Annotated in this window: 12 protein-coding genes; 6 read left to right on the plus strand and 6 right to left on the minus strand. The window is 73.7% G+C overall.

Annotated features, from left to right (window positions below; all coding sequences use genetic code 11):
- Positions 1–57: 57 nt before the first annotated feature.
- Positions 58–717 (minus strand): response regulator transcription factor, encoded by a 660-nt coding sequence (locus PZ894_RS01210; RefSeq protein ID WP_275741638.1) that lies wholly within the window; start codon positions 715–717, stop codon positions 58–60.
- On the minus strand, positions 714–1,571 hold the full coding sequence (locus tag PZ894_RS01215) for a sensor histidine kinase (RefSeq protein ID WP_275741640.1): 858 nt from the start codon (positions 1,569–1,571) through the stop codon (positions 714–716). The genes PZ894_RS01210 and PZ894_RS01215 overlap by 4 nt, the downstream gene beginning before the upstream one ends.
- An 85-nt stretch (positions 1,572–1,656) precedes the next feature.
- On the opposite strand from PZ894_RS01215, the gene PZ894_RS01220 reads away from it, so the two are divergent.
- The gene (locus tag PZ894_RS01220) at positions 1,657–2,166 is read left to right on the plus strand and encodes an SPFH domain-containing protein (protein ID WP_275741642.1); all 510 of its coding nucleotides are present in this window, start codon (positions 1,657–1,659) and stop codon (positions 2,164–2,166) included.
- Positions 2,153–3,658, plus strand: a complete 1,506-nt coding sequence (locus PZ894_RS01225; RefSeq protein ID WP_275741644.1) for a potassium/proton antiporter — start codon at positions 2,153–2,155, stop codon at positions 3,656–3,658. The genes PZ894_RS01220 and PZ894_RS01225 overlap by 14 nt, the downstream gene beginning before the upstream one ends.
- Before the next feature lie 33 nt (positions 3,659–3,691).
- On the opposite strand, the gene PZ894_RS01230 is transcribed toward PZ894_RS01225, so the two are convergent.
- The gene (locus PZ894_RS01230; RefSeq protein ID WP_275741646.1) at positions 3,692–3,868 is read right to left on the minus strand and encodes a hypothetical protein; all 177 of its coding nucleotides are present in this window, start codon (positions 3,866–3,868) and stop codon (positions 3,692–3,694) included.
- 123 nt (positions 3,869–3,991) lie between these two features.
- Between PZ894_RS01230 and arcC the strand changes: the two genes are divergently transcribed.
- On the plus strand, positions 3,992–4,924 hold the full coding sequence (arcC, locus tag PZ894_RS01235; RefSeq protein WP_275741648.1) for a carbamate kinase: 933 nt from the start codon (positions 3,992–3,994) through the stop codon (positions 4,922–4,924).
- A 65-nt stretch (positions 4,925–4,989) separates the two neighbouring features.
- Entirely contained in the window at positions 4,990–6,084 is a 1,095-nt protein-coding gene (locus PZ894_RS01240; protein ID WP_275741650.1) for a ring-opening amidohydrolase, read from the plus strand.
- Between the two features lie 243 nt (positions 6,085–6,327).
- Here PZ894_RS01240 and PZ894_RS01245 read toward each other — a convergent pair whose 3' ends face one another.
- Complete coding sequence (locus tag PZ894_RS01245; RefSeq protein ID WP_275741652.1) at positions 6,328–7,485, minus strand: CoA transferase; 1,158 nt, start codon at positions 7,483–7,485, stop codon at positions 6,328–6,330.
- A 62-nt stretch (positions 7,486–7,547) separates the two neighbouring features.
- Entirely contained in the window at positions 7,548–8,138 is a 591-nt protein-coding gene (locus PZ894_RS01250; RefSeq protein WP_275741654.1) for a DJ-1/PfpI family protein, read from the minus strand.
- A gap of 46 nt (positions 8,139–8,184) precedes the next feature.
- Here PZ894_RS01250 and PZ894_RS01255 point away from each other — a divergent pair, with 46 nt between their 5' ends.
- Positions 8,185–11,412, plus strand: a complete 3,228-nt coding sequence (locus tag PZ894_RS01255) for an ATP-dependent DNA helicase (RefSeq protein ID WP_275741656.1) — start codon at positions 8,185–8,187, stop codon at positions 11,410–11,412.
- Between the two features lie 67 nt (positions 11,413–11,479).
- Positions 11,480–14,653, plus strand: coding sequence for an ATP-dependent DNA helicase (locus tag PZ894_RS01260; protein WP_275741658.1), 3,174 nt, complete (start codon positions 11,480–11,482; stop codon positions 14,651–14,653).
- Here PZ894_RS01260 and PZ894_RS01265 read toward each other — a convergent pair.
- The gene (locus tag PZ894_RS01265; RefSeq protein ID WP_275741661.1) at positions 14,623–15,687 is read right to left on the minus strand and encodes an FAD-dependent oxidoreductase; all 1,065 of its coding nucleotides are present in this window, start codon (positions 15,685–15,687) and stop codon (positions 14,623–14,625) included. The genes PZ894_RS01260 and PZ894_RS01265 overlap by 31 nt on opposite strands.
- Positions 15,688–15,824 lie beyond the last annotated feature (137 nt).

Here is a 15,824-nt window from a genome sequence, read left to right on the forward strand (position 1 = left end):
CACCCGGACCTCGCGCCGCGGCCCCGGGACCGAGTCAGGTCCCGGGGCCGCGGCGCGTCACGGCTCGATCAGGCCGGCCCGGATCGCGTAGCGGGTGAGCTGGGTGCGGTCGCGCATGCCGAGCTTCGCGAGGATGTTGGCGCGGTGGCGCTCGACGGTCTTGATGCTGATCGTCAGGGCGCGGGCGATCTCCTTCGACGAGCTGCCCTCGGCGATCAGCTTGAGCACCTCGTCCTCGCGCTCGGTCAGCACCGTCTCGGGCACGCGCTCGCCCCGCCGCATCCGGTCGAGGTAGTCGCGCACCAGCGCCCCCATCGCGCCGGGGTAGACGAACGCCTCGCCCCGCAGCGCCGCGCGACACGCGCCGACGAGATCCTCGTCGGCGACCGACTTGAGCACGTAGCCGCAGGCGCCGAGCTTGAGCGACTCGAAGAAGTACTGCTCGTTGTCGTGCATCGAGAGCATCAGCATCCGGGGCGGCTCGCCGCGCGACGAACGACGCCCGATCTCGCGCGCCGCCTGCAGGCCGGTCATCCGGGGCATCGCGATGTCGAGGATCACCAGGTCGACGTCGGTGTCGCGCACGCGCTCGACGGCCTCGGCCCCGTCTCCCGCCTCGGCCACGACCGTGAGGTCGGGCTCCTGGTCGAGGATCAGGCGTACGCCGCGGCGCACCAGGGCGTGGTCGTCCGCGAGCAGGATCCGGGCAGCGGTCACGACGACGGCACCTCCAGTCGCACGGTGGTGCCGGCGGGGGAGCTGGTGACCGCCAGCTCGCCGTGGGCGAGCCGGGCGCGCTCGCGCATGCCGCGCAGGCCGTCGCCGTCGGTGCGGGTGTCGAAGCCCCGGCCGTCGTCGGCGACGACCAGCGCCACCCGGTCGCCGACGCGGGTGAGCGAGAGCTCGACACCGTCGGCGTGCGCGTGCCGGGCCGCGTTGGTGAGCGCCTCCTGGGCGACCCGGTAGACGACGAGCTCGGCCTCGGGCGAGAGCGGGGGCAGGCCGGGCGTGACCACCCGGCGCACCGACGCGCTGCTGTGCTCGGCGAAGTCGTTGGCGAGCGACGCGAGGGCGTTGGGCAGGCCGAGGTCCTCGAGCACGCCGGGCCGCAGCCGCCGGACGACGCGGCGTACGTCGTCCAGGCCGTCGCGGGTGCTCTCGCGCAGCGCCGCGAGCTCGTCGGCGAGCTCCGGCGGGACCCGCTGCTCGAGCTGCTTGAGCCCGAGCAGCACGACCGTGAGCTGCTGACCGACGTCGTCGTGGAGCTCCCGGGCGATCCGGTGTCGCTCGGCCTCCTGGGCCGCGAGCGCCCGGGCGCTGCTCGCGGCCCGCTCGTCCTCGAGCCGCTCGAACATCGCGTCGTACTCGGCCACCACCTTCTCGATCGGCTTGAAGCTCGAGCGCAGCAGCAGCGAGTTGGTCACGAGCATCACCAGCAGGCCGACGCCGAGCACGACTGCCTCGGACACGACGGGGTGCCGCGACACGCTGAACGGGCCCAGCACCAGCAGCAGCGTCGCGACCGCGAGGACGGCGCCGTTGATCAGCACCACCTTCCAGTACAGCCGCACGCGGCCAGCCTGACACGCGCGCGCGGGCACGAAATGGGTGGTGGACCCCATTCGGCGGCGTGTCGCGCCCGCGAAGACTAGGGGCATGACCCCGACGACGTACCTCCTGGCGGCCGCCGCGCTCGCGGTCTGCTGGGCGGCGGCGTGCGTGCGCCGCGTGCCGTCGGGCTCGTGGGTGGCCGTCACGCGTGACGGCATGGTGCGCCGGGTGCGCCGCAGCGGTCTGGCGTGGCGGCTGCCGTTCGTGGAGCGCTTCGAGCAGGAGGTCGACGACCGGCAGGAGGTGCCGCTGCACGTGCGGGCCGCGACCCGGGACGGGGTCCGCGTCCACGTGCTCGCCGAGGCGGTCGTGTCGGTCCCGCGGCCCGTCGTCGGCGCGGCGTACGTCGACCCCTGGTCGGCGGCGGAGCGGGCCGCGGAGGAGGCGATCGCCCGGTCCGTGACGGACTGGTCGGCAGCCGAGCTCACGCAGACGGCCGCGGCCACCACGCGGCCGCTCCGCCGCCAGGTGGACGCGGCGATGGACGAGCACGGGGTGCGGGTCGCCGACCTGGCGCTGGTCGAGGTGGACGTCCCGCTCCATGGATCCCGCTGACCTCAACGTGGTCCTGCTCGTCGGAGCGGGGCTGCTGCTGGTCGCGGTCGCCGCGGTCCGGGTCTCGATCGGGGCCGGGCTGCCGAGCCTGCTGCTCTACCTCGCGATCGGCCTCGCGGTCGGCGAGGCGGGCCTCGGGATCGAGTTCGAGGACGCCGAGGTCGCCCAGGTGCTCGGGTCGGTCGCACTGGCCGTCATCCTCGCCGAGGGCGGCTTCACCACCGACTGGCGCACGGTGCGGCCCGTCGCGCCGCTCGCCGGGGTGCTGGCGACCGTCGGCGTCGCGATCTCCGTCGTGGTCACCTCGGCGCTGGTCTACGTGCTGCTCGACGTCGACGCGCGCACGGCGATCCTGCTCGGCGCGGTGGCGTCGTCGACCGATGCGGCCGCGGTGTTCGCCGTACTGCGCAGGATGCCGGTCCGCGGGCGGCTCCGGGCGACCGTCGAGGCGGAGTCCGGCTTCAACGACCCGCCGGTGATCATCCTCGTCACCGTCGTCGCCTCGAGCGCGTGGGCCGACGCCGACGGACTGGGGATCCTCGGGCAGGTCGGCTACCAGCTGGTGCTCGGTCTCGCCGTCGGCTACCTGGTCGCTCGGGCCGGCCGGTGGGTGCTGTCTCGCAGCGCGCTGCCTGCCTCCGGTCTCTACCCGATCGCGACGCTGGCGATCGCGTTCGTCGCGTTCGCGGTCGCCGGTGTCGCCGGTGGCAGCGCGCTGATGGCGATCTACGTCGCCGGGCTGACGCTCGGCAACTCGCGCCTACCGCACCGGGCCACCACCGAGAGCTTCGTCGAGGGCCTCGCCTGGCTGGCCCAGATGGGTCTCTTCGTCATGCTCGGGATGCTGGCCAGCCCGGCGCGGCTGCTCGACGCGCTGCCCGGCGCGCTGGTCGTGGGCGGCGCGCTCACCCTCGTCGCGCGCCCGGTGTCGGTGCTCGTGTGCGCGACCCCATTCCGGGTGCCGTGGCGTGAGCAGGCGTTCATCTCGTGGGCCGGGCTGCGCGGCGCCGTCCCGATCGTGCTCGCCACGATCCCGATGGCCGCCGGGATCCCCGGCGCGCACCGGATCTTCGACGTGGTGTTCCTGCTCGTCGTCGTCTTCACCCTCGTGCAGGGTCCGACGCTGCCGTGGGTCGCCCGGCGGCTCGGAGCCGCCGCCGACGCCAGCCCCCGGGAGGTCGCCATCGAGTCGGCGCCGCTGGAGGACCTCGACGCCGCGCTGCTCCAGTTCTCGGTCGGGCCGGGCTCCCGCCTGGCCGGCGTCGAGGTGGCCGAGCTGCGACTGCCCCCGCCCGCCGCCGTCTCCCTCGTCCTGCGCGGCGCCGAGATCTTCGCGCCCTCGCCGAGCACCGCGCTCCGCGTCGGCGACCACGTGCTCGTCGCGGCCGCCCGGTCCGAGCAGCAGCGCATCGAACAGCGCCTGCGTGAGGTCAGCGACGGCGGTCGCCTCGCCGGCTGGTACGCCACCCTCGACCAGAAGGCTCCCGCATGATCACCGCCGTTCTCGCGGTCGCCGTCTTCGCGATCACCTACGGCCTGATCGTGAACGACGCTGGCGTTCTTCTTGCTGATCGGCAGCCTCGTCGAGGTAGGCGTGATCGGCGACGTGGGTGAGCTGGCCGCCGACGCCCCGGGCATCGCGGCCAAGGGAGGGTCGCCCGATCAGCTTCTGGAGGTTCACCAGGTACGGCGTCGTCGTCACCCTCGCCACACTGCTGATCTCGTGGGTCTACGTGTGGATCAGGTACTTCGTGCTCGCCTGACCCCCGTGCTCTTGGCAACTCCTGCCATGGGCCGTCGTGCAGCCGGTCACTAGGTTCGTCGCATGAGGGTCCTGCTCGCGCTCGGCGGCAACGCCATGACGAACGCCGACGGGCGTGCCCGCCCGGAGGACCAGATCGCCGCGGCGGGGGTCGCCATGTCCGCGGTCGCCGACCTGCTCGAGCACGACGTCGAGGTCGTGATCACGCACGGCAACGGCCCGCAGGTCGGCAACCTGCTCGTCAAGAACGAGCTGGCGGCCTCCGTCGTGCCCCCGGTCCCGCTGGACTGGTGCGGCGCGCAGACCCAGGCGACGCTGGGCTTCGTGCTCATGGACGCGCTCGAGGCCGAGCTCCGGCGGCGCGGCATCGACCGTCGTACGGCGGCGGTCGTGACGCGCACGCTCGTCGACGCCTCCGACCCGGGCTTCGAGCGGCCGACCAAGCCGATCGGCCGGTTCCTGCCGGCCGAGGAGGCGGCGGTGCTGATCGAGCACGGGGAGACCTGGGAGGACCGCGGGGCGAAGGGCTGGAGGCGCGTGGTCGCCTCTCCCGAGCCGCTGCGGATCCTCGACGCCCCGGCGGCCCAGGCGCTGGTCGACGCCGGCTTCGTCGTGATCGCCAACGGCGGCGGCGGCATCCCGGTCGTCGAGGAGGGCGGGTCGTTCCACGGGGTCGAGGCGGTCATCGACAAGGATCTCGGTGCCGCGCTGATGGCGAGGTCCGTCGAGGCCGACGTCCTCGTCATCGGCACCGACGTGCCGCACGCCGTGCTCGGCTACGGCACGCCCGAGGCCCGCGACGTCGGCGTCGTGACCGCCGCCGAGATGCGGTCGTACGCCGCGGACGGTCACTTCGCCAGTGGCTCGATGGGGCCCAAGGTCGACGCCGCCTGCCGGTTCGTCGAGCAGGGCGGCGCGCGCGCCGTCATCACCGACCTCGCCCACATCTCCGACGCGGTGACCGGCGTCGCGGGCACGGTCGTCGTACCCAACTAACCCCGGCGGTTGAGGAGGTCGCGCAGCGACCGTCTCGAAAACCCCGGAAACCGAAAGGAAACCTGATGCCCAGCGCCATCGAAGTACGCAAGGTCCCGATCCACTCGGTTGCCGACGCCAGCGAGCTCGCGAGGCTGATCGACGACGGCGTGATGGAGGCCTCCCGCGTCATCGCGATCATCGGCAAGACCGAGGGCAACGGCGGCGTCAACGACTACACGCGGATCATCGCCGACCGCGCGTTCCGCGAGGTGCTGGTCGCCAAGGGCGCCGACGCCGACGCCGTGAAGCAGGTGCCGATCGTGTGGTCGGGCGGGACCGACGGCGTGATCAGCCCCCACGCGACGATCTTCGCGACCGTCGACGCCGAGCCGACCGACGAGCCGCGGCTGACCGTCGGCTTCGCGATGAGCGAGCAGCTGGCGCCCGAGGACATCGGCCGCACCGCGATGGTCAGCAAGGTCGCGGACGCCGTTCGCGTGGCGATGGAGCGGGCGGGGATCACGGACCCGGCGGACGTCCACTACGTGCAGACGAAGACGCCGCTGCTGACCATCCACACCATTCGGGACGCGAAGTCGCGTGGCAAGACCGTGTGGACCGAGCACACCCACGAGTCGATGGACCTCTCCAACGGCTGCACCGCGCTCGGCATCGCCGTCGCGCTCGGCGAGATCGAGATGCCGTCCGACGAGGACGTCATGCACGACCGCTCCCTCTACTCGTCGGTGGCCTCGTGCTCGTCGGGCGTCGAGCTCGACCAGGCCCAGGTGGTCGTGGTCGGCAACGCCCCGGGTGTCGGCGGCCGCTACCGCATCGGCCACTCGGTGATGGAGGACGCGCTCGACCAGGAGGGCATCTGGGAGGCGATCCGCTCCGCCGGTCTGGACCTCCCCGAGCGCCCGCGCACCGCGGACCTCGACGGCCGCCTCGTCAACGTGTTCCTCAAGTGCGAGGCCTCCCAGGACGGTCAGGTCCGCGGCCGCCGCAACGCGATGCTCGACGACTCCGACGTGCACTGGCACCGCCAGATCAAGGCCGCCGTCGGCGGCGTCACCGCGGCCGTCACCGGCGACCCTGCCGTCTTCGTGTCCGTCTCCGCCGCCCACCAGGGCCCCGACGGCGGCGGCCCGGTCGCCGCGATCGTCGACCTGGGCTGAGGTCGGTCCCACCCCTCGCAGGAATCCCCGGTGCACCGGGGATTCCTGCGCTTCTCGGGGGATGCAACACCCGAGAAGCGAGGGGAGTCCCCGAGAAGTCCCGGTGAGGGTGCCGCGGGTGCCGGCGTCGGCGCTTCATCAAGGGATGCGGGCGAAGCCGCGCCTCCCTGGGCGAGTTCACCACGGGAAGCGTGGCTTGACCTTCATCCCTTGATGAAACCCCTCAGCGGCCCGCCCCCGGGCTCACGAGTCGAGCCACTCCCGGATGGACTCGTTGTGCTGCCCCAGCGTCGGGGGGGCGACGTGGGACGAGCGCCCCCCGGAGAACGGCTGGTCGTCGAAGCGGATCGGCGACCCCGGCAGGCGCACCTCTCCCTGGGTGGCGTGCGAGACCGAGAGCAGCAGGCCCTGCGAGAGCACCTGGTCCCAGCCGTAGACGTCGTCCATCGACCGGACCTTGCCCGAGGGCACGCCGGCCTCGGCCAGCAGCCCCAGCCAGTGCTCCGCCGGCGAGGAGGCGAAGAGCGACTCGATCCGCGACACCAGGGCGTCGCGGTGGGCGACGCGCTCGGCGTTCGTCGCGAAGCCCTCCTCGGCGGGGTCCCACCCGAGGGCGCCGCACAGCGCGCGCCACAGGCCCTCCGACCCGCAGGCGATCTGCACGGGCGCGGTCTGCGTCGCGAACATGCCGTACGGCGCGATCGACGGGTGGTGGTCGCCCGCGAGACCGGGCACCTCCCCGGCGACGGTCCACCGCGTGCCCTGGAAGGCGTGGACGCCGATCATGCCGGCCAGCAGGGACGTCCGGACGACGCGGCCGCGGCCGGTGCGGGAGCGCTCGTGCAGGGCGGCGAGCACGCCGAAGGCGCCGTTCATCCCGGCGATCAGGTCGGCGATCGGCACGCCGACCTTGGTCGGCTGCTCGGTGCCGGTGATCGACATCAGCCCGCCCTCGCCCTGCGCGATCTGGTCGTAGCCCGCCCGCTTGGCCTCCGGGCCGTCGTGTCCGAACCCGGTGATCGACAGCACGACCAGCCCCGGATTGAGCTCGTGCAGCCGCGAGACCGGGAAGCCGAGCCGGTCGAGCACCCCGACCCGGAAGTTCTCCATCAGCACGTCGGCCCGCTCGACGAGCCGCGCGAGCACGTCGCGGTCCTCCTCCGACTTCAGGTCGAGGACGAGCGACTCCTTGTTGCGGTTGGCCGACATGAAGTACGTCGACTCGCGCTCGTGGCCCTCGCCGACGAACGGCGGGCCCCAGCCGCGGGTGTCGTCGCCGCTGGGCGACTCGATCTTGATGACCCGGGCGCCCATGTCGCCGAGCATCATGCCGGCGTGCGGTCCGGCGAGCGCGCGGGTCAGGTCGAGGACGACGAGGTCGGAGAGAGGTCCTTCATCCATGACCGGCACGCTACCCAGCCCGACGGCTCCGTCCTACGGCGAGAGGTGACAACCGGAGGCGGTCAGGACTGCCACATCCACTCCATCTCGGCGACGGTCCGGTCCCGCGTCTCCTGCCCGGCGAGCAGCTGGACGACGTGCAGCGCGAGGTCGACACCGGCCGAGACGCCACCCGAGGTGAGGATGTTGTCGCTGCTGCGCACGAAGCGCTGGCCGCGGATCACCTTGGTGCTCGGCGAGATCGCCGCGAGCTCGTCGTACGCGTCGTGGTGCGTGGTCGCCGACCGTCGCGCGAGGAGCCCCGCGGCCCCGAGCACGAGCGCGCCGGTGCACACCGACATCAGGAGCTCGACCTCGGCCGCGCGGTCGCGCACCCACGCCAGCACCTCGTCGTCCTTCGTCAGCGCCCGCGACCCGGCGCCGCCCGGCACCACGACGAGGTCTGGGATCGGCGCGTCGGAGAGCGAGTACGTCGGCAGCACGGTGAACCCGCCGCGACCGGTCACCGGCCCGTCGCCGACGCCCACCGAGAACACCGAGAACGGGTTGCCCTCGCCGAGCTCGCCCGCCACGTTGAAGACCTCGTAGGGGCCGGCGAAGTCGAGCACCTCCATGTCGTCGAAGGCGAGGATGGCGACGGTCCGATGGCTCACGGCCCCATTGTCGGGCGTTGTCGGCGCGGTCTGGTCGAATGGCCACATGGCGACCGCGACACCGGAGACGACGTACCACCTCGTGCGTCCCGACGCCGCCGTCACGGTCCCGACACTCGACGAGCACCAGCAGCGGGTCGTCGACCACGCCGGCGGGCCGCTGCTCGTCCTGGCCGGGCCGGGCACCGGCAAGACGACGACGCTGGTCGAGACGATCGTCGACCGGATCGACCGCGGCGGCGCGCGGCCCGACGAGGTCCTGGCGCTGACCTTCTCCCGCAAGGCCGCCGAGCAGCTCCGCGACCGCGTGACGGCCCGGCTCGGGCGCACGATGTCGACGACGTTGAGCACGACGTTCCACTCCTTCGCCTACGCCCTGATCCGGCGCTACTCGCCGGCCGAGCTCTACGAGGCGCCGCTGCGCCTGCTCTCGGCGCCCGAGCAGGACGTCGTGCTGCGCGAGCTGCTCACCGACCACGCCGAGTCCGTCACCTGGCCCGACTCGCTGCGCAGCGCGCTCGGCACCCGCGGCTTCGCGCGCGAGGTCCACGCCGTGCTCTCCCGCGCCCGCGAGAAGGGCCTGGACGGCGAGCGGCTCCGCGCGCTCGGGGAGGCCGAGGCGCTGCCGGAGTACGTCGCGGCCGGTCTCTTCCTCGACCAGTACCTCACCAACCTCGACTCCCAGGGCGCAACCGACTACGCCGACCTCATCCGCCGCGCGACGATCGAGGCCGAGGCCCATCGCGACGAGCTGCGGGCCCAGCTGCGGCACGTGTTCGTCGACGAGTACCAGGACACCGACCCCGGTCAGGTCGCACTCCTGCGCGCCCTCGCCGGCGACGGCCGCGACCTGACGGTCGTGGGCGACCCGCACCAGTCGATCTACGGCTTCCGCGGGGCCGAGGTGCGCGGCATCCTCGACTACCCGACCGAGTTCCCCCGGGCCGACGGGTCGCCGGCCGACGTGGTGGCGCTGCGCACCACGCGCCGCTTCGGCCCCCGCGTCCTGGTCGCCTCCCAGCGGGTCGCGGGACGGCTCGCGCTGCCGGGCAGCATCCCCGAGGAGGCCCGCACGGCGTTCCTCGCCCCGGAGGCGACGTCCGGGCTCGGCGACGGCCGGGTCGTGGCGCGCACCTTCGACACCGAGCGCGCGGAGGCCGAGCACCTCGCCGACCTGCTGCGCCGTGCCCACCTCGAGGACGGCGTCCCCTGGCACGAGATGGCGGTGCTGGTCCGGTCCGGACGCAGCTCGATCCCGCCGCTGCGTCGTGCCCTCGGCGCGGCCGGCGTCCCGGTCGAGGTGGCCAGCGACGAGGTGCCGCTGGTGCGCGATCCCGCCGTGCTGCCGCTGCTCGACGCGCTGCGCGCCGTCGTCAACCTCGACAACGATGACGTGGAGCAGGTCGACTACCTTGACCCGGCGCGTGTCGAGGCCCTGCTGCTCGGTCCGCTCGGCGGGCTCGACGCCGGCGACGTACGCCGCCTGGCCCGGCTGCTGCGCGCCCGCGAGAAGGAGCAGAGCAAGGCCCAGGACCGGCCGCCGCGGCCGTCGCGCGACCTGGTCCGGCTGGCCGTGGTCGAGCGCGGGTTCCTCGACGGCCTCGACGGACCCGAGGCCGGTCGCGCCCGCGCCCTGACCCAGCTGCTGCTCGACGCCCGCGAGCAGATGGTCTCCGGTGCGTCGGCCGAGGAGCTGCTCTGGACGCTCTGGTCGCGCACCGGCTGGCCCGCCCGGCTGCGGCGGTCGGTCGACCTCGGCGGCGGCACGGCGCGCCGGGCTCACCGCGACCTCGACTCGGTGTGCGCCCTCTTCGACGTCGCCGCCCGCTCGGAGGAGCAGCGCGACCACGTCGGTGTCCGGCCGTTCCTGGCCGGCCTCGTCCAACAGCAGATCCCCGCTGACACGCTGGCCGAGCGCGGCGCCCGCGGCTCCGCCGTGCGCCTGCTCACCGCCCACCGCGCCAAGGGGCTCGAGTGGCGCCTGGTCGTCGTCGCCCACGTGCAGCAGGACGGCTGGCCCGACCTGCGCCGCCGCTCGACGCTGCTCCAGGCCGACCGCATCGGCTCCGACGGCGTCGTGCCACCGGTCTCCGCGCGTGAGCTGCTCATGGAGGAGCGCCGCCTGTTCTACGTCGCGTGCACCCGCGCGCGGCAGCGGCTGGTCGTCACGGCGGTCGCATCGGCGGAGGACGACGGCGAGCAGCCGTCCCGCTTCCTGGAGGAGCTCGGCGTCGGGATCGAGCGCGTGGTCGGCCGGCCGGGGCGCCCGCTGTCGAGGACCGGGCTGGTCAGCGAGCTGCGACGTACCGTCGCCGACCCGGCCACCAGCGAGCCGCTCCGCGAGGCCGCCGCCCGGCGCCTGGCCCGGCTCGCCGGGGCGAGCATCGGCGGCCGACCGCTCGTGCCCAGCGCCGACCCGTCCACGTGGTGGGGCACCCGCGCCGCCACCCGCTCCGTGCAGCCGGTCCGTGACCCCGACCAGCCGGTGCCGGTGTCGGCCAGCGTGCTCGAGTCGATGATGGTCTGCCCCACGCAGTGGTTCCTCGCCCGCGAGGCCGGCGGCATCGCCCGCGCCCACCAGTCCGCCAACCTCGGCGAGCTGCTCCACGCGCTCGCCCAGCGCGTGGCCACCGGCGAGGTGGAGCCCGCGATCGACGTCCTCATGGAGCACGTCGACGCCGTGTGGGACCGGCTCGACTTCCGCACGCCGTGGTCGAAGGCGCGCGAGCACGAGCGCGTCCGCGCCGCCCTCGGCCGCTTCCTGCACTGGCACGTCACCAACCCGCGGCGGCTCGTCGGCACCGAGGCCCAGTTCTCGACCGTCGTCCGGCTCGACGACGGGGAGCAGATCAAGCTGACCGGGTACGCCGACCGCCTCGAGCTCGACGCGGACGGCGACGTGGTCGTCGTCGACCTCAAGACCGGCCGCACCAAGCCCAGCAACAAGGCCGTCGAGAGCCACCTCCAGCTCGGCCTCTACCAGCTCGCAGTCGACCACGGAGCCGTCGCCGAGCTCGCCCCCGACGCCCATGCGGGCGGTGCGGAGCTCATCCAGCTCGGGCTCACCGACGGCGGCGAGACCGCGGTCGTGCAGTCACAGGACGTGCAGCCCGACGACGGCCCCGGTCGCGCTGCGCTGCGCGACCAGCTGCGCGCCACCGCGGGCATGCTGCGTACGGAGTCCTTCCCGGCCGTCGCCGGGCAGCACTGCCGCGACTGCGGGTTCGTGCCGATCTGCCCGATCAAGAGCGCGGGATCGGTGACCAACCAATGAACACCCCACCAAGTTGCACGCTCCACTCGCTGCGCTCCCTCCGCGCACAACTCGTCGGGGACCCCGCATGACCCCACGACAGATCCGCACCCCCGAGGAGCTCGCGGCGGTGATGCGCACGCCGTACGCACCCAGCGCCCAGCAGTGGGCGGCGATCTCCGCGCCGCTCGCCCCGGCCGTCGTGATCGCCGGCGCGGGGTCGGGCAAGACCACGCTGATGGCCGCGCGCGTGGTCCACCTCGTCGTCACCGGCCAGGTGCGCCCCGACGAGGTGCTCGGCCTGACCTTCACCACCAAGGCGGCCAGCGAGCTGCGCGGCCGGATCCGGACGGCCCTCCAGGAGGCCGGCGCCCTCGAGGAGGCGGACGAGCAGGGAGACGTCCTCGAGCCCACGGTCGCGACGTACAACGCGTACGCTGCCGGCCTGCTCACCGACCACGGCCTGCGCATCGGCCACGAGCCCGACACGCGGGTGATCACCGACGCGGCCCGCTACCAGCTGGGCGCGCGGGCGGTCGACCGGTTCACCGGCGACGTCCGCCACCTCACCGACCACCCGGCGACGGTCATCCAGAACCTCCTCGCCCTCGACAGCGCGATGAGCGAGCACCTCGTCACACCCGACCGGGTGCGCGACCTCGACGCCGAGGCGCGGGCCGGGTTCGAGCGCGCGCTGGCCGAGGAGCTCGCCGGCAAGGGTCGCGTCACCTACCGCGAGGCGGTGGAGAAGGCGATCTTCGCGATCGACCGGCGGGCCGAGCTGCTCGGGCTGGTCGAGTCCTACCGGCGGCTCAAGCACGACCTCGGGCTGATGGACTTCTCCGACCAGATCGAGCTGGGCGCGAGGCTGGCAGCCGAGCAGGCGGGCGTCGGCGAGCACGAGCGGGCGAGGTTCAAGGTGGTGCTGCTCGACGAGTACCAGGACACCTCGGTCGCGCAGGCCGTGATGCTGTCGCGGCTCTTCTCCGGCGGACACCCGGTCACGGCCGTGGGCGACCCCAACCAGGCCATCTACGGCTGGCGCGGGGCGTCGGTGTCCAACATCCTGAACTTCGCCGAGACGTTCCCGGCCGCCGACGGGGGCGCGGTGCCGACGTACCCCCTCACGGTCAACCGGCGCTCCGACGCCCGCATCCTCGACGTCGCCAACCGGCTGGCCGCGCCGCTCCACGAGAAGTTCACCCAGGTCGAGCCGCTGGTCGCCAAGCCCGAGGCCGGGCAGGGCGAGGTGACGACCCGGGTCTTCACGACGCATGCCGACGAGCTCGCCTGGCTCGTCGACGCGGTCGAGGCGGCGCACGACCCCGGCGGCGGCTGGGCGAAGATCGGTGTGCTGACCCGCGACAACGCGCACGCCGAGGACGTCTTCGACGCGCTCACCGGGGCCGGCATCCCCGTGGAGATCGTCGGCCTGTCCGGCCTGCTCCGGCTGCCCGAGGTCGCCGAGATCGTGGCGACCCTGCACCTGCTCCACGACGTCACGGCCAACGCGTCGCTGCTCACCCTGCTCACCGGTCCGCGCTGGGCGATCGGCCCGCGCGACCTGCGGCTGCTCAGCCAGCGGGCCTTCGAGATCGCCGGTCGCCGGGGACGCGGGGCCACCCCCGAGTCGATCGGCGACCACCTGCTCGAGATCGCCGACGGCATCGACCCCGCCGAGATCGCGTCGCTCGACGACGCGCTCGGCGACCCGGGCGACCAGCCCTACTCCGCGGAGGCGCTGGAGCGGTTCGGGCTGCTGGCGACCGAGCTGCGGATGCTGCGCGCCCACGTCGGTGAGCCGCTCCTCGACATCGTCCGGCGGATCATCGACACCAGTGGCACCGACGTCGAGCTCGCCTCGGCCGTCAGCCCGGCCGCGGCAGCCCGTCGCGACAACGTGGACCTGTTCGTGAAGGCCGTCGCCGACTTCCAGGCAGTCGACGGCGACGTGACGCTCCCGGCCCTGCTGGCCTACCTCACCGCCGAGGACGACCAGGGCAACGGCCTCGACGTCGCCACCCCGACGGAGGCCGACTCGGTCAAGCTGCTCACCGTGCACCGGTCCAAGGGCCTCGAGTGGGACTCGGTGTTCCTCGTCGGCGTCTGCGAGACCCGCTTCCCGTCCAACCGCTCGCGCACCCTGTGGACGTCCTCGCCCGCGATCCTCCCGGCGCCGTTGCGCGGCGACGCCCACGACCTGCCGCAGCTCGCCGGCCACGACAAGGCCGCGCTCGACGCCTACCGTGCCGCGACCCGCGACCACGACGCCGAGGAGGAGCTGCGGCTCGGGTACGTCGCGTTCACGCGCGCGGCGCACCGGCTGGCCGTGACGTCGTACCTGTGGAGCCCGCGGGCGACACCGTTCGGGCCGTCGCCCTACCAGGCCGTGGTGCGCGACCGGCTCGACGCCTGGGGCGAGCCGACGGACGGCTGGCAGGACAAGCCCGTGAAGGGCGATCCCAACCCCTACGACGCGGTCGACCCCTCTCGGCCGTGGCCGCCCATCGGCACCGGCCAGGAGGCCGCACTGCGACTCGAGGCAGCTCGGCGGGTCCGGGAGATCGATCCCGTGGCGGCGGATGCCGGGCTCGACATGATCGAGGCCGCGCGTGTGGCCGAGTGGGACGAGGAGCTCGAGCGGCTCGTCGGCGAGGCCCGCGCCGAGCGCAGCAGCGACATCGAGGTGACCCTGCCCAGCAGCCTCTCGGCGACCGCCCTCGGTCGGCTCCGCGACGATCCCGGGACGTTCGCGCGCGAGCTCGCCCGGCCGATGCCGCGGCCGCCGTCGTCGGCGGCCCGCTTCGGCACCCGCTTCCACGCGTGGGTGGAGGCGCGGTTCGGTCAGCAGGATCTCTTCGACTACGGCGACCTGCCCGGCCGCGCCGACGCCGGCATCGACGACGACACCGACCTCAAGGAGCTGATCGCGACCTTCGAGTCCGGCCCGTTCGCGACGCGCACGCCGTTCCAGGTGGAGGCGCCGTTCGCGCTGGTGCTCGCGGGTCAGGTGGTCCGCGGCCGCATCGACGCCGTCTACACCGAGACCGACGGTCGCTACCTGCTCGTCGACTGGAAGACCAACCGGTCCGCCACCGCCGACCCGCTCCAGCTCGGCATCTACCGGCTCGCGTGGGCCGAGCTCCACGGCGTGCCACTGGAGAGCGTCCGTGTCGCGTTCTACTACGTCCGCACGGGCGAGGTCGTCGAGCCCGAGGACCTGCCCGACCGTCAGGCGCTCGAGGCGCTGCTCTCCGTGTGAGCCAGCCACGCGGCCACGCCGCGAGCGGCGGACCGCCCGGCGCGGTTGGCGCCGATCGTGCTCGCGGACGGGCCGTAGCCGACCAGCTGCACGCGCCGGTCCGCGAGGGCGGTCGTGCCGGCGCGGTCGAGCTGGATGCCGCCGTGCTCGGAGCGCAGGCGCAGCGGCGCGAGGTGGGCGATGGCGGGCCGGAAGCCGGTCGCCCAGAGGATGACGTCGGCGGGCCACGGGGTCCCGTCGGGCATGCGGACGCCGTCGGGCTCGATGCGCGTGAACATCGGCTGCCGGTCGTACGCCCCCAGGCGCGCGGCCGCCTGCTCCTGCTCGCGCAGCGCCAGCCCGGTCACGCTGACCACGCTCATCGGCGGCAGGCCGCGGCGGACCCTGTCCTCGACCAGCGCCACCGCCTCGCGGCCGCGCTCGGGTGTGAAGTCGTCGGTGCGCCAGACCGGCTCGCGGCGGGTCACCCAGAGGGTGTCGGCGGCCACCGGCGCGATCTCGCCGAGTAGCTGCACGGCCGAGGCGCCACCTCCGACCACGACGACCCGGCGCCCGGCGAAGTGGTCGGGCCCGGGATAGCGGTGCGTGTGGAGCTGCTCGCCGCGGAAGGCGTCGATGCCCGGGTACCACGGCAGGTGCGGCTGCGACCAGGTGCCGGTCGCGTTGACGATGGTGTGCGACGTCCAGCTGCGGTCGCCGGCGTGGACGGCCAGCAGTCCACCGACGGACTCCACGCGGTCGACGCGGACCGGTCGGAGCACGGTCAGGCCGTGGGCGCGCTCGTAGTCGCCGAAGTAGGCGGGCACCACGACGTTCGCGCGACCCACCTCGTCCGCCGGGGGTGCCGAGTCGGGCAGCGCCGCGATGCCGTGCACGTCGTGCATCGTCAACGAGTCCCACCGGTGCTGCCACGCGCCGCCGGGCGCGGCGTTCGCGTCGAGGACCACGTGGGAGATGCCCCGCCGCTGCAGGTGGTGCGCCGCCGACAGCCCGGCCTGTCCGGCACCGATCACCACCGAGTCGAGGATCTCCACCTCCGGGCAACACCGCGCGGGCGCGGGATAGTCCGAGGCCGCCGGCGTTGCGGTGGTTGAGGAGCGACGAAGTCCCGTCTCGAACACGGCGGCTCGGTGGTTGAGGAGGGACGAAGTCCCGTCTCGAAACCACCCTT

Origin of the sequence: Nocardioides sp. YIM 152315 (assembly GCF_029210375.1) — a bacterium.
Classification (GTDB): Bacteria; Actinomycetota; Actinomycetes; order Propionibacteriales; family Nocardioidaceae; genus Nocardioides.

Excerpts from the sequence above, each read along its gene's own strand:
- PZ894_RS01260 (WP_275741658.1), top strand. The coding sequence starts at position 11,480 with ATGACCCCACGACAGATCCGCACCCCCGAGGAGCTCGCGGCGGTGATG.
- PZ894_RS01245 (WP_275741652.1), bottom strand. The coding sequence starts at position 7,485 with ATGGATGAAGGACCTCTCTCCGACCTCGTCGTCCTCGACCTGACCCGC.
- PZ894_RS01255 (WP_275741656.1), top strand. The coding sequence starts at position 8,185 with ATGGCGACCGCGACACCGGAGACGACGTACCACCTCGTGCGTCCCGAC.
- PZ894_RS01220 (WP_275741642.1), top strand. The coding sequence starts at position 1,657 with ATGACCCCGACGACGTACCTCCTGGCGGCCGCCGCGCTCGCGGTCTGC.
- arcC (WP_275741648.1), top strand. The coding sequence starts at position 3,992 with ATGAGGGTCCTGCTCGCGCTCGGCGGCAACGCCATGACGAACGCCGAC.
- PZ894_RS01225 (WP_275741644.1), top strand. The coding sequence starts at position 2,153 with ATGGATCCCGCTGACCTCAACGTGGTCCTGCTCGTCGGAGCGGGGCTG.
- PZ894_RS01240 (WP_275741650.1), top strand. The coding sequence starts at position 4,990 with ATGCCCAGCGCCATCGAAGTACGCAAGGTCCCGATCCACTCGGTTGCC.